The sequence below is a fragment of the Polynucleobacter sp. JS-JIR-II-b4 genome (assembly GCF_018687815.1).
Lineage (GTDB): Bacteria > Pseudomonadota > Gammaproteobacteria > Burkholderiales > Burkholderiaceae > Polynucleobacter.
Genome location: NZ_CP061306.1, coordinates 1,258,311 through 1,276,513 on the forward strand (window position 1 = coordinate 1,258,311; position 18,203 = coordinate 1,276,513).

General features: G+C 45.3%; 17 protein-coding genes. 8 read left to right on the plus strand and 9 right to left on the minus strand.

Annotated elements, in window-relative coordinates; translation table 11 throughout:
- Positions 1 to 135 precede the first annotated feature (135 nt).
- Positions 136 to 468 (plus strand): c-type cytochrome, encoded by a 333-nt coding sequence (locus ICV90_RS06345; protein WP_251367701.1) that lies wholly within the window; start codon positions 136 to 138, stop codon positions 466 to 468.
- Positions 469 to 482: 14 nt separating this feature from the next.
- Complete coding sequence (locus tag ICV90_RS06350) at positions 483 to 1,757, plus strand: NAD(P)/FAD-dependent oxidoreductase (protein WP_215357211.1); 1,275 nt, start codon at positions 483 to 485, stop codon at positions 1,755 to 1,757.
- 57 nt (positions 1,758 to 1,814) lie between these two features.
- Here ICV90_RS06350 and ICV90_RS06355 read toward each other — a convergent pair whose 3' ends face one another.
- Together ICV90_RS06355 and ICV90_RS06360 are read right to left on the minus strand one after the other, a co-directional pair.
- Complete coding sequence (locus ICV90_RS06355; RefSeq protein ID WP_215320159.1) at positions 1,815 to 3,152, minus strand: DUF3422 domain-containing protein; 1,338 nt, start codon at positions 3,150 to 3,152, stop codon at positions 1,815 to 1,817.
- A 70-nt stretch (positions 3,153 to 3,222) separates the two neighbouring features.
- Positions 3,223 to 4,647 carry a TAXI family TRAP transporter solute-binding subunit gene (locus tag ICV90_RS06360; protein ID WP_215357213.1) on the minus strand — a complete coding sequence of 475 codons (1,425 nt, stop codon included), beginning with the start codon at positions 4,645 to 4,647 and terminating at the stop codon, positions 3,223 to 3,225.
- Between the two features lie 86 nt (positions 4,648 to 4,733).
- Here ICV90_RS06360 and ICV90_RS06365 point away from each other — a divergent pair, with 86 nt between their 5' ends.
- Positions 4,734 to 5,435: a pirin family protein gene (locus ICV90_RS06365; RefSeq protein WP_215357215.1), complete on the plus strand. Its 702-nt coding sequence runs from the start codon at positions 4,734 to 4,736 to the stop codon at positions 5,433 to 5,435.
- A 21-nt stretch (positions 5,436 to 5,456) separates the two neighbouring features.
- Here ICV90_RS06365 and ICV90_RS06370 read toward each other — a convergent pair whose 3' ends face one another.
- Genes ICV90_RS06370 through ICV90_RS06385 form a run of 4 tightly spaced genes read right to left on the minus strand, consistent with a single transcriptional unit; the run spans position 5,457 to position 9,192 of the window.
- The gene (locus ICV90_RS06370) at positions 5,457 to 6,440 is read right to left on the minus strand and encodes a tripartite tricarboxylate transporter substrate binding protein (protein WP_215357217.1); all 984 of its coding nucleotides are present in this window, start codon (positions 6,438 to 6,440) and stop codon (positions 5,457 to 5,459) included.
- 27 nt (positions 6,441 to 6,467) lie between these two features.
- The gene (locus ICV90_RS06375; protein ID WP_215357219.1) at positions 6,468 to 7,517 is read right to left on the minus strand and encodes an Ldh family oxidoreductase; all 1,050 of its coding nucleotides are present in this window, start codon (positions 7,515 to 7,517) and stop codon (positions 6,468 to 6,470) included.
- A 6-nt stretch (positions 7,518 to 7,523) separates the two neighbouring features.
- Positions 7,524 to 8,258, minus strand: coding sequence for a GntR family transcriptional regulator (locus tag ICV90_RS06380; RefSeq protein ID WP_215357228.1), 735 nt, complete (start codon positions 8,256 to 8,258; stop codon positions 7,524 to 7,526).
- Position 8,259: 1 nt separating this feature from the next.
- The gene (locus ICV90_RS06385; protein ID WP_072583457.1) at positions 8,260 to 9,192 is read right to left on the minus strand and encodes an SMP-30/gluconolactonase/LRE family protein; all 933 of its coding nucleotides are present in this window, start codon (positions 9,190 to 9,192) and stop codon (positions 8,260 to 8,262) included.
- Between the two features lie 143 nt (positions 9,193 to 9,335).
- Here ICV90_RS06385 and ICV90_RS06390 point away from each other — a divergent pair, with 143 nt between their 5' ends.
- The 4 genes from ICV90_RS06390 to ICV90_RS06405 all read left to right on the plus strand — a co-directional run bounded on the left by ICV90_RS06390 (position 9,336) and on the right by ICV90_RS06405 (position 13,310).
- The gene (locus ICV90_RS06390; protein WP_215357230.1) at positions 9,336 to 10,271 is read left to right on the plus strand and encodes a 3-hydroxyacyl-CoA dehydrogenase family protein; all 936 of its coding nucleotides are present in this window, start codon (positions 9,336 to 9,338) and stop codon (positions 10,269 to 10,271) included.
- Between the two features lie 135 nt (positions 10,272 to 10,406).
- A complete protein-coding gene (locus tag ICV90_RS06395) occupies positions 10,407 to 11,954 on the plus strand; it encodes a UxaA family hydrolase (RefSeq protein WP_215357232.1) in 1,548 nt (515 codons plus the stop codon).
- Between the two features lie 61 nt (positions 11,955 to 12,015).
- On the plus strand, positions 12,016 to 12,996 hold the full coding sequence (locus tag ICV90_RS06400) for a DnaJ C-terminal domain-containing protein (protein ID WP_215357234.1): 981 nt from the start codon (positions 12,016 to 12,018) through the stop codon (positions 12,994 to 12,996).
- 5 nt (positions 12,997 to 13,001) lie between these two features.
- On the plus strand, positions 13,002 to 13,310 hold the full coding sequence (locus tag ICV90_RS06405) for a chaperone modulator CbpM (protein ID WP_215357236.1): 309 nt from the start codon (positions 13,002 to 13,004) through the stop codon (positions 13,308 to 13,310).
- A 9-nt stretch (positions 13,311 to 13,319) separates the two neighbouring features.
- Here ICV90_RS06405 and ICV90_RS06410 read toward each other — a convergent pair whose 3' ends face one another.
- Positions 13,320 to 15,254 (minus strand): ATP-binding cassette domain-containing protein, encoded by a 1,935-nt coding sequence (locus tag ICV90_RS06410; RefSeq protein ID WP_215357238.1) that lies wholly within the window; start codon positions 15,252 to 15,254, stop codon positions 13,320 to 13,322.
- A 67-nt stretch (positions 15,255 to 15,321) separates the two neighbouring features.
- On the opposite strand from ICV90_RS06410, the gene ICV90_RS06415 reads away from it, so the two are divergent.
- Complete coding sequence (locus ICV90_RS06415) at positions 15,322 to 15,918, plus strand: AAA family ATPase (protein ID WP_215357240.1); 597 nt, start codon at positions 15,322 to 15,324, stop codon at positions 15,916 to 15,918.
- 61 nt (positions 15,919 to 15,979) lie between these two features.
- Here the strand turns inward: ICV90_RS06415 and ICV90_RS06420 are convergent, their stop codons facing one another.
- A complete protein-coding gene (locus ICV90_RS06420) occupies positions 15,980 to 16,615 on the minus strand; it encodes an OmpW family protein (RefSeq protein WP_215357242.1) in 636 nt (211 codons plus the stop codon).
- 169 nt (positions 16,616 to 16,784) lie between these two features.
- Positions 16,785 to 18,200, minus strand: coding sequence for an oxygen-independent coproporphyrinogen III oxidase (hemN, locus tag ICV90_RS06425; RefSeq protein WP_215357244.1), 1,416 nt, complete (start codon positions 18,198 to 18,200; stop codon positions 16,785 to 16,787).
- Between the last annotated feature and the right edge of the window lie 3 nt (positions 18,201 to 18,203).

Consider the following 18,203-nt stretch of genomic DNA (forward strand, 5'->3'; position numbering starts at 1 on the left):
CAGGCCCGTATTTTCGAATGAGCTTATGAAAAATGAATCTGAGGTAAGCGCTACTTTTTAAGGATTTCTTGATTAAGATACTCATAAAGCAATACACCTATGAGTCAAAAAATAATTCGAATGGAGAAAAACCGCATGCGAACACTGTTTTCAAGACCCGCAATCGTAGTGTCGACATATATTGGATTGTGTCTATGGAGCAGTCTTTCTTTAGCGCAAAATCCAGATGCAAGCAATTTATATAAACGTAGTCTTGCAGCAACCTGCGCAAATTGTCATGGCACTGACGGAAACGGTGTTGTTGATGGCAACATCCCACTCATCAACAATCTTACTCACGCGCAAATATTAGAAAAATTGATGGCTTATAAATCTGGGTTACTGGAAGGCACTATCATGCCGCAGCTTACCAAGGGCTATACCGAAGAACAGCTTAATACCATCGCCAATCAACTTGGCAAGAACTAACAAGGAAGCTCATCATGGATCGTCGACACTTTATCGGTCAGAGCACCGCCGCACTTGGTTTGCTGGCAGGCTTTTCTGGTCAAGCCCACGCTAATTTACAAAAGGCAGAAATCCTCGTGATTGGCGGAGGGTATGGTGGCGCTACTGCTGCTAAATATTTACGCCTGTTTTCCAACAACACCGCCAAGGTGACGTTGATTGAGCCTAATGTTGCCTTTGTTTCCTGCCCACTATCTAATTTAGTTGTAGGTGGCTCACGCACAATATCTGAAATCACGACCCCTTATGACAATCTGACTAAGCGTCATGGCGTGAAGATCATTCAAGACAGCGTCTCCAGCATCGACCCCGATAAAAAAACAGTCAAGCTTGCCTCTGGGAAAACCTTACGCTATGACAAAGCGATCGTTTCACCCGGTGTTGCTTTAATGATGAATAGTATTGAAGGACTGGCTCAAGCCAATAAAGCAGGCGTTACCCTCCAGGCCTGGAAAGCAGGCCCCGAAACAGTAGCCCTACACAATCAACTGGCAGCAATGCGCGATGGTGGCACCTTCGCTATCAGTATTCCAGAAGCCCCCTATCGCTGCCCTCCAGGACCTTACGAGCGAGCCTGCCAGGTAGCAAACTATCTTAAGCACCACAAGCCTAAGTCTAAAGTTCTCATTTTGGATGCTAACCAAGATGTCACCTCAAAAGGTGCGCTCTTTAAGAAGGTGTGGGCAGAACAGTACCCAGGATTGATTGAGTATTTGCCCAAATACAATGTCACCGCCGTGGATGCAAAAACAAAAACTTTGAAATTTGAAGTGCAAGAAGATATTAAGGCTGATGTTTTAAATCTTCTACCGGCGATGAGCGCCGGTGAGATTGCCGTCAAAACTGGGTTAGCAAATTCCAATGGCCGCTGGGTTAATGTGAATTACCTCAACTTTGAATCTACCGCACAAAAAGACATTCATGTCCTGGGTGACTCGATTCAAGTAGCGCCAGCAATGCCTAAGTCAGGGCACATGGCCAATCAACATGCCAAAGTGGCGGCTGCGGCGATTGTGGCTGAACTCAGTAATTGGGAAGTTAATCCAGCGCCAGTAGTAAACAATACTTGCTACAGTTTTGTGAACGAACGAGAAGTGATTCATGTGGCAAGCGTTCATCAATACAGCGCTACTAAGAAAACTTTTGAACCTGTTCATGGTGCAGGAGGGCTATCTCCAGCACCCTCAACTCTTGAAGGGGTATACGCCTGGGGCTGGGCTCATAACATCTGGGCTGATAGCTTGGGCTAGAGCCTTTACCCTTAATAAAAAAGAGACCTTCGAGTCTCTTTTTTATTGATCAGGACATCAAGACGATAGCCGATGCCGTCTACGCCGACTAATAATTATGAAAATAATGGCAATCACTGGCGCCGCTATAGCAGCAATAATCTCAGGGTGAATATCGAGACCTGCCTCTTTCCCGCCTTTGACAATGTATGCCAATAAACTCACAGCATAATAAGTTAGCACCAGCACCGATAAACTCTCGACCGTTTCTTGAAGTCTTAACTGTAATCTGGCCCGTTGATCCATACTAGCTAGTAATTTTTGCGTTTGCTCCTCGTTTACAAACTCAATTCGAGTTCTTAGGGTTTGCGTTGTTCTGGAGATACGATCAGATAATTCTCGTAAACGTCGCTGAGTCCAAATGCATGTTCCCATAGCTGGCTGAAAACGCCGATCCATAAACTCGGACAATGTTTGCACCCCTGGGATAGATGACTCATTTAAGCCTATTAAATTCTTTGATAGAAGCTGACTATAGGCTTCAGAAGCAGTAAATCGAAGTCCATACCCAGAGATCCATTGCTCAATACGAGAAGCTAAGCGAGAAAGCTCTTCTAGAAAAATCCCATCTTTTTCCGTATTCACACCGGCCTCACCTTGTAACTGCGATATCTTTTCAGACAAGGCGGCTAACTCAGACTCTGCCTCTCTTAATGGCAAAGAAAGGCTTTTAGCTACCGGAAAAGAAATCATGGCAACCATACGGTATGTTTCTGCTTCTGCTAACGCCCTAGCGATTCGCCCTAGCTGTCTTGAGCCCATCCCCTCATGCGGGATGAAAAAAGAAATGAATCCATCCTGATCAAGTTGTAAGTCGGTCCATAACTGAGCCTTTTTACTAGAAAAGATGTGGCTACCTAAAACGGTATTGCCGCTAAAAATTTCGGACACTTCTTGCGCCTCTATAAATAGTGGGCGATGCTCAAAAACTAAATCTAAAGCAGAAATTCTTTGGCCGCCAGCCTCAGAGATGATCGGGCAACCTAGATCCTTAAAAAGTAAATCTAACTCGCGCTCATTTTCCAATCTAGACTTGAGCAAAGGTTCTTTCACCTTCGACTTGTTGTGAAAAATTACCGCAATGGTTGCGAATTCTCCGTGCAACTCCCACTTCACCAGCACTCTTTCGGGCTCTGGCGCTAACCGCAAGATCATAAAAGAGTGGTCATCTGTATTTGGAGGACGTCCTAAGGCATTGCCTAATTTTTGCACCCACTGGATTTGTTGCTGACGAGAGGCGGCATCCAATAAAAAGGATTGGGATATCACCCTTTCATTTGGCCACAGTGGGATTGGAGGACGTGCATGAACCTCTTCATGCAAGACTGCTCTAGAGGGATGGTCGTAAGGTCTCATAAAAGGGTATAAATTTCTAAGTTATTACGATCATATACCCAGATTTATAAGCTAATAAGGCGCCATAAATCTAATAGCGCATATTGCCAGAGCCTAGGTCAACAACTTCATCAAATTGATAGGGGTGTACGCCCCTATTTAAGCAATTTCGCACGTAATCAATGCTAGCTCGTAAGGCATAGTAGTCGCCAGACAGGCGCTTAGAAACTTTAATATTTAAAGCTTGATACTCAAGTAAATTAAGCCTCTTTAGATAATCATCCCGCTGTTGATCATCAAAACCATTGAGCAATTCTTGCTCCAAAGATTTTAAAGAGCCATATAAGCGATTGATCTTATTTTGCATGCGCTTAGCGCGATATCCTGGCAGTGCCTGCAAAAGCGGATAACCCAATACACAGAAAGGTAGCAATACAAAAATGAGGCGATTAATGAGCTCAGCCACCCAGAACGGAAAATAGGTTACCAATAAGGGGTAATTATTTTTCTCGTAATGAATTGCGACAGGACTTTCAGGCAGCATGGAATCTTTAAATGATGGAAACTCTCCGCGCTCAGAAAAGAAAGATTCTTTGCCGTTAATCTCTCTAGCGGCCTCCAAAAATAAAAATTGAATAGCTGGATGCATGCGATCATCGATGAGAAGATTTGTTGTAGTAGCCAAAAGCTTAATATCAGATGGTGGAAAGTTACGCGGCAAATTCAAGGATCCTTGGGGGACATCCAAAATATTGAGATAAGGCATTAATTTGACATAGGCTGCTGCACGTTTAAAAGTGACTAAATGCAAGGACTTATCGTTCAATAAGGCCTGTACATTGGGAGCATCATAGGAATCCACAATAAAGGTGCCATCTATCTCGCCCGCCTGCAGCGCTTTCACCGCATCATGCCCAGCAAGATTGAAAACTTGCACCCCTTTTTCATAGCCGGCGGCCTTCAGTATTTTGGTTGACTGAGCATAGGTGCCGCTGCCCTCAATTCCCACAGAAATCTTTTTATTAGCAAAATGTTGAAGTACGACACCAACCGAATCGGACTCGGTAGACTTTAGCTCCGAACCTCGATAAAAAAACCAAACAGGATCATAGGCAATAGCACCCAAGGACTGAATACCAGTCACCTCTTTGGCATGATCAACCCCAGCTTGAACAAAGGCTACTTGTACAGGGTCGTTACGATCCGATAAGCGATCAATGTTTTCTTGCGCCCCCGTAGTAGCTACGAGCTCGAGAGTAATTCCCTTTGCCTTGAAAAACTCTACATACTTTTTCCCTAGGGCTTCGTATGAGCTGCCCGATGAACCGGTAGCCATGAGGACGTGTCTGGGAGGGGGCGGATCTGCATACCACCAGATCCCCATCAGTATTGCTAGCAAGAGAATGAGGAGTGGCCAAGCCTCTTGCAGGAACTGGGTAAAGTCATCCCACTTCTCCCGAGCGCTCTCAGAAAGCCCTAAATACGTTTCTGTTATGTCTTGTTTAAAGCTTCCCATGTGCTACCGATCGGCAAATATCATTAAAGCTAATGATAATAGGCTTATTCTGATTCTTTCAATTAGACTTTTAACACCCCAAAAACATGATAAATCTTAGAAAATCCCAAGATCGCGGCTATGCTGACCATGGCTGGCTTAAAAGCTTTCACTCTTTCTCATTTGCTGGCTACCACGACCCCCGTTTTATAGGCTGGGGAAATCTGCGCGTCATTAATGAGGATCGCGTGGCTGCAGGAATGGGTTTTGGCAAGCACAGCCATCGCAATATGGAAATTATTAGTTACGTACTATCTGGAGAGTTGGCGCACGAAGATAGTATGGGCAATATCAAAGGTATTCCACCCGGGGATGTCCAGCGTATGAGTGCAGGTAGTGGAGTTACACATAGCGAGTTCAATCACGCCAAAGATCAGACTACTCATTTTTTACAAATCTGGATAGAGCCCAATGTTTTAGAAATTGAGCCAAGCTATGAACAAAAATCCATCCCAGAAAGAGAAAAAGATGGCAAGCTGCGCATCATTGCCTCCCCTACCGGAACTGATGGTGCTGTGAAAATTTATGCAGATGCCAAGGTATATGCTGGACTCTTTGATCAAGGTCAATCATTCGAACTAGCACTAGATCCCAATAGAAAATTCTACGTTCACCTTATTCGCGGTTCACTTGATGTGAATGGCCACGTTTTAAACAGCGGTGATGCCCTCTTAATACAAGATGAAAACCAATTAGCACTCTCTCATGGAAAAAGCGCCGAAGTCTTGGTATTTGACCTCAGCGCTTAGCGTATTTCTGAAGGGCCAGAGTTAATCTAACTTAATTTTGGCCTTTTCAATTACTGTTTTCCATCGAGCAATGTCTGAAAAATACAGGTCTGAGAATTGCTGAGTATTCATTGGGGCAATTTGTACTCCAGCCTTTTGAAAGCGATCTTTCATCTCAGGGGTTTCTAGGATCTTCAAAATAGAGTTATTCAGCTCCTTGATAACGCCTTGAGGCGTTTTGGCAGGCACAAAGACTCCCTGCCACAAAGCCATCTCGTAACCCTTAACTCCCGCCTCCTGAATCGTTACCAACTCTGGAGCGCCACTGAAACGATTTTTACTAGTGACAGCCAGCGCCCTCACCTTGTCGCCTTTATACAAAGGGAGGCCTACTGGCATGCCTGCGAAATAAAAGTCGATCTGCCCACCCATCAAGTCTGTAGCAGCAGGTGATCCACCTTTATACGGAATATGAATCGCCTGCAATCCAGTAGTAGCTAAAAATAATTCGCCAGCCATATGATCTGAATTACCAATTCCTGAAGAGCCAAAACTCAATTTACCTGGCTCGGCTTTAAGCATTGCCATTAAATCTGCAACACTCTTGGCTGGTGAGTTGTTATTGACAATCAGAATATGAGGGGTTGCCGCGACCCCAACGACCGGCAATAAATCTTTTTGGCCATTGAACGGCAGTTTTGGATTGGCTGCCACATTAATAGCCAGGCCATTTTGTGCGAACAAGATGGTGTAGCCATCAGGGGCGCTTTTTGCTACCGCATCCGCTGCTAAGCTTCCTGCTGCGCCGCCACGATTCTCAACAATAATAGGCTGCTTTAAAGCAATGCTGAGATCATTGGCAATCATCCTGCCGACAATATCAGTAGAGCTTCCTGGCGCATAACCAATCATCATCTTGATCGGTTTATCAGGGTAGGCAGCCCAAGCTGCCCCCGCAAATACTGGAACAACCGCCGGAACAACTACCGCACTTATTACTATGTTTTTTATTAGTTTTTTAAACATATGTCTCCTCCAGTAATTTAGTATTTTTTAAAACGTTAAAGCGGGGATGCCGCATTCCTGAGCGCAAGCATTCAATGCCTCTAGCAGCTCGGGCGAGACAGGGATACCCCTTTCACTTCTCTCTGCCATTGTTTTTGCTGCGCCTTCACCTGGCACACGAATCTCTTTAACGCCAGGCAATGTTGACGAATTTTTTAAATCGTTCACTAAAGCAATTACTCTTTTAATAAACTCTTCCGTGTTACCAAATGCACTTGGATCGACTGCAATAATCGTTTGCCCCGTATTTGTAACCAAGTCGTGGTGAGCATTGAAATCAATTGTGCCCTTGCCAACTGCTGCATTATTAAGTGCGCCTGCAAGCAAGCCAATCATGACTGCTAAGCCATAACCCTTATATCCACCAATGGGCAATAAAGATCCTTCGGCAGATTTTTTAGGATCCGTTATTGGCTTGCCCTGGCGATCAATCATCCAATCGTCTGGAATGGACTCACCCTTTTGCGCAGCTACTTTTACTTTTCCGTAGGCCGCTACAGTAGTTGCAATATCCAAAAGCACTGTTGGCCCATCGCCTGCTGGCACCGCAATCGCAATTGGATTGGTTGATAACAATAAGTCAATGCCGCCCCATGGCGCCATATGATTTGCATTACCAACAGCCATATAAATACCAATGTAGCCCTGCTCCGCTAACTTACGAACATATACCGAAGCGGCGCCTGAATGATTGCCGTAGTGACTACCAATCCAACATACGCTGTGCTGCTTCACTTTTTCGATAGCGAGGTCTACGGCTCTATTCATGACCAAGTGCCCTAAGGCATTATCACCATTAATTAACGCAGTTGCACCCTGCTCACGCTCAATATGAATATTGGGATTCAAATTCACGCCACCAGCCCGAATTCTTTTTAAATAAGCCGGCAAACGGAAAATGCCATGACCATCCGCACCAACGAGATCAGACTGCACCATCAGACTGGCAATGATGTCTGCATCACTTGCAGGAACTTTCTCTGCTTGAAGTGCGCTCGAGATAAAACGCTCTGCATCAGTTATAGATAAATAGTTCATTCTGATTTAAGCCTCTGAGCTCGCTTTAAATTCCATGCTGTAAACATATTTATTCTCCGGATGATGCGTTACTGTCACTTCAAATAATTTATCCTGGTCATCAAAATAGCGGCGAATAATGACTAGACATGCAGTGTCAGGCTTGATGTGGAGTTTTTCCGCAATTTCTGGCGACACTTGAGAAGCATATACATCTACCTCCGCCCTCTCGATACGAGCGCCATATTTTTCCTCAATCTGCTCGTACACCATTACCTGGGTATGTTCTGGATCTTTTGTCAACGAAGCAAACTGGGGCAATATATAAATATCCGTCCAGGCTATGACCTCCTCTGCCTGTTGGCGCTTTCGAATTCCGCCAATGTGATACCAAGATGATCCAATCGGTGCGCCAACAATCTGACTTAGAGACTTATCTAGCTCAATGAATTCTTCGACTATGTTCTGACGATAGGTATCCCGTGAATAACTCAGAATATCAATTGGAGAGTTATAGCTTTGGGTGAAACGGCGTAAGCGCTGTCTAGACACCACCTTTGTAGGCGCGCCTTGATGGCGATAAATCAGGCCATTAGCTTCCAGAATTTGTAGTGCATGCCGCAATGTATGCCGACTAGACTGAAAATCCCGACAAAGATCCGCCTCGGCAGGCAAGACGGATCCCACTGGCCAATCACCGTTATAAATACGCTGCTCTAGCGTTTTGGCTAGAGACTTATATAACGGTGATCGTTCACTCAATTTAAGAAAGTCCAAACATTTTTTTACCAGCAACTGGCAAACGTGCTTTTAGAATATCGCCAGATAAAGACTCGGTAATGTAGAGATCTTTTCCGTCCGCTCCACCAAAACACATATTAGCCAAATGATGGTGATGTGGGTTCTCAGAGTAGATCAAGTGGGTTGGCAGCATATTGTTATCAAATCTCCAGATTCCAATACCAAGGTGACATACCAACAAACCATTTTCTGAGTCCATTTCAATACCATCTGGACCTGCCACGCCACCCGTTAACTGTATCGCTACACCTGTCTTGGAAACGGAGCCGTCAGCCATCAAAGGCAATCTCCAGATTTGCTGAGATCTAGTGGCCGCTACGAATACATGCTTTTCTTGAGTATTCAAAGTAATGCCGTTTGGGCTTGGCACATTAAGCGCCAAACGATCTAATTGACCATTGGCACGCAATCTAAACACGCGACCAGTTGGATCGGCAATACCGGTCTGACCTTGATCTGTGAAATACAAATCGCCATTCGAGGCAAAGTGAAGATCGTTCAAGCCTTTAAAGTTTTCGCTATACATTGATCCCAAAATGGTTTCAATTTTTCCAGTTTTTGGATCTAGCGCTAGCAAACCTGCTTTGTAGTCGCAAATAAAAGCACGACCATCTTTATGAAACTTCATACCGTTTGGCCAACCATCATATTGAGTAATCAGCTCCCACTCGCCCTTGGTGTCAATGCGGAAAATGCGGCCAAAGGGAATGTCAACAAACCATAAATTACCTTCACGATCGAATGAAGGCCCCTCTAAAAAGCACTCAACCTCTGCACCTTGACGATTAGGATCGGACCATCCGGTACGGGATTTTTTGCGAAACTTCTCTGGCATGGTTGAAAACACTTCCGTTTTAATTTTCTCAACGGGCTGGAAAGGGTTATGCATCGTCATGGGGAGATCTCCTAGGGTAAGTTATACGGATAAGTACGTTTTATTATTAAACAATTAAACCATAAATAATGATAACCTAAGGTAATTATTGATCAGCAATGATCTTGCCCTATTTATTACTTAACCGTATAGGTTTAAAAAATATGAAATCTGTAGCTGTTATTGGAACTGGAATCATGGGTGCTGGCATTGCAGCCGGCTTTATTGCCCAAAACATACCCGTAGTCATTCTGGGGAGATCAAAAGACAAGGCTGACGCCTGCTTAGATAAAGCTATCAGCCTTGCCAAAAAAATAGGTATGGTTGGAGACAACGCCACTAAAGATGACGCTGACATTAAGAAGCAGCAATTCATTGGCGTCCTAGAGGATTGGCAGGACTGGAATCAATTCTCCTGGGTGATTGAGACTGTTGCCGAGAACTTAGAACTAAAACAAAAAGTTTTCCAACACCTTGATCAAGTGGTGCCGGCAGATATTCCTATTGGCAGCAATAGCTCGGGCTTCCCCATCAGTAAAATTGCAGAAGGCCTCAAAACAGCAAACCGCATGATGGGTGCGCACTATTTCATGCCAGCAGAAGTTGTCCCCCTAGTTGAGATTGTCATGGGACAAAAAACAGAACTTAAATATGCGGAGCAAGCTTGCGAGCTTTATAGGGCCATCGAAAAGAAGCCTGTCCTGGTAAAGAAGGATATTCCCGGATTTTTAGCGAACCGTATTCAACACGCCTTGATGAGAGAAGCGCTCTCGCTCGTACAAGAGGGAATTGCTACGCCAGCTGATATTGATGATGCCGTGAGGTATAGCTTTGGCTTCCGTTACGCCGCTGTAGGCCCAATGACACAGAAGGAAATTTCAGGCTGGGATGGAATGGCAAATGCCGCTAAGGAAATTTATCCATCGCTTTCTAATATCACTGCCCTACCTCCAAAAGTAGTTCAGCTCATGGCTGATGGAAAAACAGGCATGAAAGCTGGGGAAGGATTTAGGAAGTGGACCCCAGAAGAAATCAAAACCGTTTCCGACTCATACTCCCGTAGACTGAAAGCTGCTTTTGACGTTCTTAATATTGAATGATTGAGAAACCATGAGCGCCATCACCCCAAAATACCAAGGCGAATATATTAAGTCCGAAGCTGCTAAGTGGGCCCCTATTGTTAAAAAATCTGGCGCAACTGCTGAATAAATAAACTATTGAATCGAAAGAAACCTATGATTGAAATCTCTGAAAAAAAACTGGCTGGCCCTATTATTCGCCTGCATCCTAATGACAATATTGTGGTCGCACGGGTTGATGTTGGAATTGGTGCTGAAGTTCCTAGCGAGAACTTTACAAGTCGCAGCCAAGTGCCTGCTGGCTACAAAATTGCTACCAAAAAGATCCTCAAGGGCGAGCCAATTCTGAAATACAACGTCACGGTAGGTTTTGCGAATACCGACATTGAACCCGGCACGATGGTACATAGCCACAATACCGAGTTCCGTGAGTTTGATCGTGACTATGCTTATGCAAGCGAATATAAGCCGACCCAATTATTACCTGAAGATCAGCGCGCTACATTTCAGGGTTATGTCAGACCCAATGGAAAAGTAGGAACACGTAATTTCATCGGCATTCTATCGACAGTAAACTGCTCAGCAACCGTTGTGAACAAAATTGCAGACTGGTTTACCCCCGAAAGATTGAAAGATTTTCCTAATGTAGATGGAGTCGTAGCATTTAGTCATGACATCGGCTGTGGCATGGAGATGAGTGGTGAGCCGATGCAATTGCTTCGCCGTACTATGGCTGGATATGCTCGTCATCCCAATCTAGCGGCCGCTCTAATTGTGGGTCTTGGTTGCGAGCGCAATCAATTAAAAGGTTTGATGGAGCAGGAAGACCTGGCCAAAGGCAATACTCTGCATACCTTCATCATGCAAGAATCGGGCGGCACGCGCAAAACTATTGAGGCTGGCATCGAGGCTGTCAAAGCACTTTTGCCTGCAGCCAATCAAGTAAAACGGCAAACGGTATCTGCAAGCCACCTGACGGTTGGCTTGCAGTGTGGTGGTTCCGATGGCTTTTCATCAATTACAGCCAATCCTGCACTAGGTGCCGCGATTGATATTTTGTCGCGTCATGGTGGCACTGGAATTCTTTCAGAAACACCAGAAATCTATGGCGTGGAACATACTCTCACCCGCCGTGCTGTTAGCAAAGAAGTGGGCGAAAAACTCATTAAGCGAATTCGCTGGTGGAAGGATGAATACTCTGTTGGTAGAGATGTGCAAATTAACGGGCAAGTAAGTCCCGGCAATCAAATTGGTGGTTTAGCGAATATTTTTGAGAAATCTTTAGGCTCCTCCATGAAGGGTGGCACTGGTCCTCTAATGGAAGTCTATAAGTACGCAGAGCCAGTGAGCACTAAAGGCTTTGTATTTATGGATACCCCGGGATTTGACCCCGTATCCGCCACTGGCCAGATCGCTGGCGGCGCTAATCTGATTGCCTTTACCACCGGCCGTGGATCCATGTTCGGCTCTAAGCCTGCTCCCTGCATCAAACTGGCCACCAATACACCAATGTATCAGCGCCTTACTGAAGATATGGACATTAATTGCGGTGAGATTTTGGATGGCACTGTCTCCGTTCAGGAGATGGGTCAGCGGATATTTGAGCTATTCCTGCGTACTGCTTCCGGGGAGGCCTCCAAAAGCGAACTTCTTGGCCTGGGAGACTATGAATTTGTTCCATGGCAAATTGGGGTAATGAGCTAAGAGAACTGTAGAATCAATCCTATTAGCATAACCCAGACAGAAACCGAACTGAAACAGGCTTATGAAATTTAGGGATTACTACGAAACTCTTGGCGTAGCTCGTGGCGCCACTGAAGCTGAGATTAAATCAGCCTATCGCAAGATGGCGCGCAAGTTCCATCCGGATGTTAATAAAGAGCCTGGTGCTGAAGAACAGTTCAAGCAAATCGGCGAAGCTTATGCCGTATTAAAGGACACTGAGAAACGCGCAGCCTACGATCGCTTTGGCGAGAACTGGAAAAACGGTCAAGACTTTACTCCTCCGCCAAATTGGAATGAAGGCTTTGAATATTCTGATGACGGCTTTGGCGGTGGTCATCCAGGTTACGGTGGCGGTTTTGAAGGTGATCAAAGCGAGTTCTTTGAATCTCTGTTTGGTCGCGGCAAACATCGCCAAGGTGGTCGTGGTGGCAATCCTCGACAGGGTATGAATTTCAAAGGCCAAGATCATCACGCCAAAATTTTGATTGATCTCGCTGATGCATATAACGGAGCTAAGCGCACTATTGCATTACATATGCCCGTGCAAGATGCGAGCGGCCACGTCAGCACCCAAGAACGCAAGTTAGATGTCAGCATTCCTAAAGGCATTAAGGCCGGACAAAATTTGCGACTCTCCGGACAAGGTGGTCCTGGTGTTGGCGAGGGCCCTGCTGGTGACCTCTATCTCGAAATTGAATTTCATCCTAACGCTATTTATCGCGTAGAAGGCAAAGACGTCTTCATCGATATTCCTTTGGCACCATGGGAAGCGGCACTCGGTACTACCGTCAACGTCCCCACTCCTGCAGGCAGCACTTTAGAATTGAAGATCCCCGCAGGAACTGTTGCTGGTCGAAAGATGCGCCTTAAAGGTAAAGGCATACCAAGTTCAGAGCCAGGTGATTTATATGCGGTACCTTCTATCGCCTTGCCTCCTGCTGATAATGAATCACAAAAAGAAGCTTATCAAGCCTTTGAGAAGGCTTTTGATTTCAACCCTAGAACACACTTGAAGGGATGATTGATATGACACAAACTAATATCACTTGGATTGAAGGTGCTGTTGTGGAGAATGAGGTGCACATGACCATTGTTGAACTCTCTCATGCCTCACGCACACCTGAAGAACTCATCATGACCTGGGTATCCGAAGGCGTTTTAAGTCCAGCTGGCTCTTCACCTCAGGATTGGCGCTTTAGTGGCGACTCTTTGCGAAGAGCAAAAACCGCAGCACACCTCACCCATGATCTTGAATTAAATGTGCCTGGGGTTGCCTTGGCGCTAGACCTGCTTGATGAAATCGCCCAGTTGCGCGCTCGTTTACCGCGCGACTAGGCTATAGCACTAAGACTCTGAACGACTCAATAGCTGTTCCCAGCGTTGCAGCTTTTGATCTAAGTCAGCAGTGATTTCACTCAAGCGCGCTTGCATGCTCGCTGCCAACTCAGGTTCATTTTTATAAAGATCGGGATTGCTCATGGCAATACCAATATCAGCTTGCTCAGTTTCCAATGTCTCGATCTGTAATGGCAAAACTTCCAGTTCTTGGCGCTCTTTGCCATTGAGTTTCTGAACTCCACTTTTGGCTACAGGCTTAACTTCTGTCTTAACTTCTACCTTTGCCTCTGCTTTGACCTCAACCTTATCCACAGTTTTAGTGTTGGCATTGCCATTGGCAGCACGAATTTTGTCTGAGCGCGCTTTCTGGATTTTCCAATCCTCATAACCCCCTTCGTACTCACGCCAGAAGCCATCGCCCTCGTTGGCAATAATGCTAGTGACGACGTTATCTAGGAAGTAACGATCATGACTGACCAAGAAGACCGTGCCCTTATAGTCTTGCAAGAGTTGCTCAAGCAAATCTAAAGTATCAATATCTAAATCGTTAGTAGGTTCATCCAAGACCAAGACGTTTGCAGGCCGCGCAAATAGGCGTGCTAGTAATAAACGATTGCGCTCACCGCCCGACAAAGTACTTACTGGGGAATTGGTTCTCTCGGGAGCAAATAAGAAATCACTCAGATAACTCTTAACGTGCTTTTTATTGCCATTGATTTCAATCCACTCACTCCCTGGGCTAATGTAATCTTCCAGCGAAGCATTCAGATCTAAACCTTCACGCATTTGGTCAAAGTAAGCCACTTCAATACGCGTACCCATAGTTGCAGTACCAGAGTCTGGCGCAATAGTTCCCAAAATCAATTTCAGCAAAGTTGTTTTGCCTGCACCATTAGGACCCAGCAAACCAACCTTATCACCGCGCAAAATCGTTGCCGTGAAGTCTTTCACAATCGGACGATCATAGGTTTTGCTAACGTTTTGAAGATCAGCCACAATCTTGCCGCTTCGATCTCCAGCAGAAACAGCCAACTTCACCTGCCCCATCGCATCTCTGCGTTCGGCACGGCTACTCCGTAATTTTTCTAAACGGGCAATTCGGGCAACGCTTCGAGTGCGGCGTGCCTCAACCCCTTTACGAATCCAGACCTCTTCTTGCGCCAATAATTTATCGGCACGAGCATTAGCCAAGGATTCAGAATTCAGTTCTTGTTCTTTTAAAACTTCATATTGCGTAAAGTTACCAGGGTAACTGCGCAAAATACCGCGATCGAGCTCAACAATCTGGGTGCAGACGTTATCCAAGAAGGCGCGATCATGGGTAATCAAAATTACTGAGCCTTGATACTCTTTGAGCAATTCCTCTAACCATGCAATCGAATCCAAATCCAAATGGTTGGTTGGCTCATCAAGTAGGAGTACGTCAGGCATCTCAACTAAAGCACGCGCTAAGGCAACCCGTTTCTTAGTACCGCCAGAAAGCGTATTAATTTTGAGATCAGCCTCTAAGTGCAAACGATCTAATGTTTCATAAACACGCTGCTCCCAATTCCATCCACTCAAAGCCTCTAATTGCGACTGCACTTCGTCAAGTCGATCATGGGAAGCATCATCCCACTCACCAACGCTGAGAGCCTCATATTCCTCGCGCAAAGCCTTAGCTTGAGCAACGCCTTTGGATACCGCCTCGAAGACAGTCTCTTCTGCCTCAAATATAGGCTCTTGAGGAACATAAGCAATTCTGAGACCTTGCTGATATTGCAACAGGCCATCATCCATTTTTTCTATACCGGCCAATATCTTCAACAAGGAAGATTTACCAGTGCCATTGCGGCCAATTAAGCCAACACGTTCACCGGATTCCAGTGAAAAAGCGGTGTTTGCGAGGAGGTCAACGTGGCCAAAAGCCAGTTTTGCATCAGTGAGTACGATTAAAGCCATGGCGACATTATCGTCACTTCCCTAAAAGAAGAGATATTTCTACTTATTTCTGCGAGACTAGCTACTTATGGTCTGTAAATTAACCCCCTCCGCGCCCCGCCTAATCCTCTTTGCAGGACATGCCGGCACCGGAAAGTCGACTTTAGCCAAAAAAGCGTTACCGCTGTTGATCGAGAAAACCGGGGAAGATTTTTTCTTTTTAGATAAAGACACCGTGTATGGCCGCTTCAGCGCCCATGTCATGGGCCTCACTACTCAGAACCCCAATGACCGTGATAGCCCCTTCTACCTTGAGAATCTCCGCGACTGGGAGTACCAAGGATTAATTGATATCGCTAGAGAAAATTTACTCCTGGGCATCAATGTCATTTTGGTTGGGCCATTCTCGAAGGAGATTCAGAGCGGCCAGATGTTTGACGCGCAGAAATTGGAAGTGCCACCACAGACCTCTATTCAGGTTGCCTGGATAGATCTAGAGGAGCTTGAGGCCAAAAAACGGATGGAGAAAAGAGCTGACCCAAGAGATGAATGGAAACTTGCACACTGGGAACAATATGCTAAGCGCAGGACTGAACCGCCAACCCACCTCTCATTGCATAGATTTGATAACTTCGTTTTGAACGAAGCTGCATTTGAAAAGCTAATTGATGACTTGATTCAATAAAGTCGAGACAAAAAAATAGAGCCCCTTAGGGGCTCTACCTCAAGACCTAAGAACTAAATTCTTAGAACTTGTAAGTCACACCAACAGCTGGCATCCATGGGTTCAATGTCAACTTGCCAGATGCGCCGGCAAGCGCTCCGCTACCAGTTACATTGGTGCTCATAGTTGCATATTTCACATCAACGTTTAAACCCCAATTTTTATCCAGCATGTAATCCATACCAACTTGACCTACAAAACCAACGCTTGACTGATCAACTTGGACCTGATTTCCGAGCGCAGGGAAATTTTGACGATTTCCAAAGATGGTGTAATTGATACCAGCGCCAACATAAGGTTTAAAAGCACCTAAATCAGTAAAGTGGTATTGAGCTAAAAGTGATGGCGGCAAAGCTGTAATCTTACCGGCGTTGGCATTACCTGGGCCATAAGTAATATTCACCTGTTGCGGCCATGTCAACACTAACTCAGCAGCAATATTTTTTGTGAAAAAGTAAGAAACATCAAACTCAGGAATAACTTGATTTTTAGCTTTTACGTTTGCGGCTTGAACCAAACCAGACTGTCCATTTTGCCAAAGCAAGTCGACCGCACGGACACGCAACATCCATGGATTTTCTTCAGCTTGAGCTTGAGCCGCGATTGGGGCTAAGGATGCTACAGCAGCCATTGCTGCTACGAGTGTCTTAATACGCATGATGGTTTCCCTTTTTGTTATCAATTTCGATGTAACTATTTTCGAATTGATGAAGGGGGTGCAATTTGATGTAAATCAAATTGACTGAGACTGGAGATTTTTTATTGGTTTAAAAGCAACAGAGTTTTTAGGCTTATTTGATCTAGATCAAATTACCTCAGATTTACCCTTACAGAACCTTGGAATAGGTCCCTTTGGCTTGAGACTCTCTAAGGTGCCGATCAAAAGTCATGGCTACACGCCTAGCGAGGAGACGGCCCTTGGTGGGAACCAGGATACTTTCACCCTCCCAGCTGAGGAGACCAGCCTCCTCTAGACTCTTGAGTTCTTCTATTTCCGTCTTAAAGTAATTTGAGAATTCAATTTGATGTGATGTTGCAAAAGCTTTGGTGTCTAGGGCAAATTGGCACATCAACTCACCAATTAACTCACGGCGCATCAGATCGTCTTCATCAAGACGCAAACCTCGGAGTACCGGTAAGTGACCTACATCTAATGCCTCGTAATATTCATCCAAAGTGCGCACATTCTGAGAGTAGCAATCATCCACTTTACCGATTGAAGAAATTCCAAATGCCAGAAGATCGCATTCTGCCTGGGTAGAGTAACCCTGAAAGTTGCGATGCAGCCTGCCTTCTTTTTGGGCTATAGCCAACTCATCATCTGGTTTAGCGAAATGGTCCATGCCAATAAAGACATACCCTGCCTCACCTAAGCGTGCAATGGTATTGGAGAGAATATCCAGCTTATCTGCTGCCGCAGGCAAGTCAGCTTCAGCAATGCGCCGTTGCGGCTTAAAGATATGCGGCAAATGTGCATAGTTGTAGACGGATAGGCGATCTGGATTCATTGCCAATACTGCATCGACTGTTTCCTTGAAAGTCTCTGGCGTTTGCTTTGGTAGACCATAGATCAAGTCAACGCTTCTGGATTTAAACCCATACTTTCTGGACCAATCCATGACTGCTTGGGTTTCCTCAATAGTCTGCACACGATGTACTGCCTCTTGGACGGCCAAATTAAAGTCTTGCACGCCCAAGCTAATACGGTTAAAGCCTAGATCGGCCAAGAGTGCAATATCTTGCTCAGTAACACGGCGCGGATCAATCTCAATTGAATACTCACCGCCAGGCAGTAGCTCAAAATGCTCGCGAGTGTGCTGCATCAACTCGGTCATCTCTTCATGCGATAGAAAAGTAGGCGTGCCACCACCCCAATGCAATTGTGTAACGGGAATCTTTTTCTGAGCACCCATGGCTTTAGTAACCATGGCCATTTCTTTAGCGAGATATTTGATGTATTTGGCGCTACGCCCATGATCCTTGGTGATGATCTTGTTGCAGCCACAGTAATAACAAATATTGGGGCAAAACGGTAAATGGAAATATAAGGAAAGTGGCTCATTAGCTTTGGCCACCCTGTTGAGTGCACCCAAATAGTCAGCCTCAGAAAAGTCACTCTGAAAACGATCGGCGCTCGGATAAGAGGTATAACGTGGCCCATTAATATCAAACTTCTTCAACAACTCCGGATGAAATAGAACTTCTTTTTCTTCGGCTGATGAATGAGTTACTTCAGAATTCATGGA

What these genes read in the sequence shown, in the direction of transcription:
- ICV90_RS06345 (WP_251367701.1), top strand. Translation starts at nt 136, where the DNA reads ATGCGAACACTGTTTTCAAGACCCGCAATCGTAGTGTCGACATATATT.
- ICV90_RS06350 (WP_215357211.1), top strand. Translation starts at nt 483, where the DNA reads ATGGATCGTCGACACTTTATCGGTCAGAGCACCGCCGCACTTGGTTTG.
- ICV90_RS06355 (WP_215320159.1), bottom strand. Translation starts at nt 3,152, where the DNA reads ATGAGACCTTACGACCATCCCTCTAGAGCAGTCTTGCATGAAGAGGTT.
- ICV90_RS06360 (WP_215357213.1), bottom strand. Translation starts at nt 4,647, where the DNA reads ATGGGAAGCTTTAAACAAGACATAACAGAAACGTATTTAGGGCTTTCT.
- ICV90_RS06365 (WP_215357215.1), top strand. Translation starts at nt 4,734, where the DNA reads ATGATAAATCTTAGAAAATCCCAAGATCGCGGCTATGCTGACCATGGC.
- ICV90_RS06370 (WP_215357217.1), bottom strand. Translation starts at nt 6,440, where the DNA reads ATGTTTAAAAAACTAATAAAAAACATAGTAATAAGTGCGGTAGTTGTT.
- ICV90_RS06375 (WP_215357219.1), bottom strand. Translation starts at nt 7,517, where the DNA reads ATGAACTATTTATCTATAACTGATGCAGAGCGTTTTATCTCGAGCGCA.
- ICV90_RS06385 (WP_072583457.1), bottom strand. Translation starts at nt 9,192, where the DNA reads ATGACGATGCATAACCCTTTCCAGCCCGTTGAGAAAATTAAAACGGAA.
- ICV90_RS06390 (WP_215357230.1), top strand. Translation starts at nt 9,336, where the DNA reads ATGAAATCTGTAGCTGTTATTGGAACTGGAATCATGGGTGCTGGCATT.
- ICV90_RS06395 (WP_215357232.1), top strand. Translation starts at nt 10,407, where the DNA reads ATGATTGAAATCTCTGAAAAAAAACTGGCTGGCCCTATTATTCGCCTG.
- ICV90_RS06400 (WP_215357234.1), top strand. Translation starts at nt 12,016, where the DNA reads ATGAAATTTAGGGATTACTACGAAACTCTTGGCGTAGCTCGTGGCGCC.
- ICV90_RS06405 (WP_215357236.1), top strand. Translation starts at nt 13,002, where the DNA reads ATGACACAAACTAATATCACTTGGATTGAAGGTGCTGTTGTGGAGAAT.
- ICV90_RS06410 (WP_215357238.1), bottom strand. Translation starts at nt 15,254, where the DNA reads ATGGCTTTAATCGTACTCACTGATGCAAAACTGGCTTTTGGCCACGTT.
- ICV90_RS06415 (WP_215357240.1), top strand. Translation starts at nt 15,322, where the DNA reads ATGGTCTGTAAATTAACCCCCTCCGCGCCCCGCCTAATCCTCTTTGCA.
- ICV90_RS06420 (WP_215357242.1), bottom strand. Translation starts at nt 16,615, where the DNA reads ATGCGTATTAAGACACTCGTAGCAGCAATGGCTGCTGTAGCATCCTTA.
- hemN (WP_215357244.1), bottom strand. Translation starts at nt 18,200, where the DNA reads ATGAATTCTGAAGTAACTCATTCATCAGCCGAAGAAAAAGAAGTTCTA.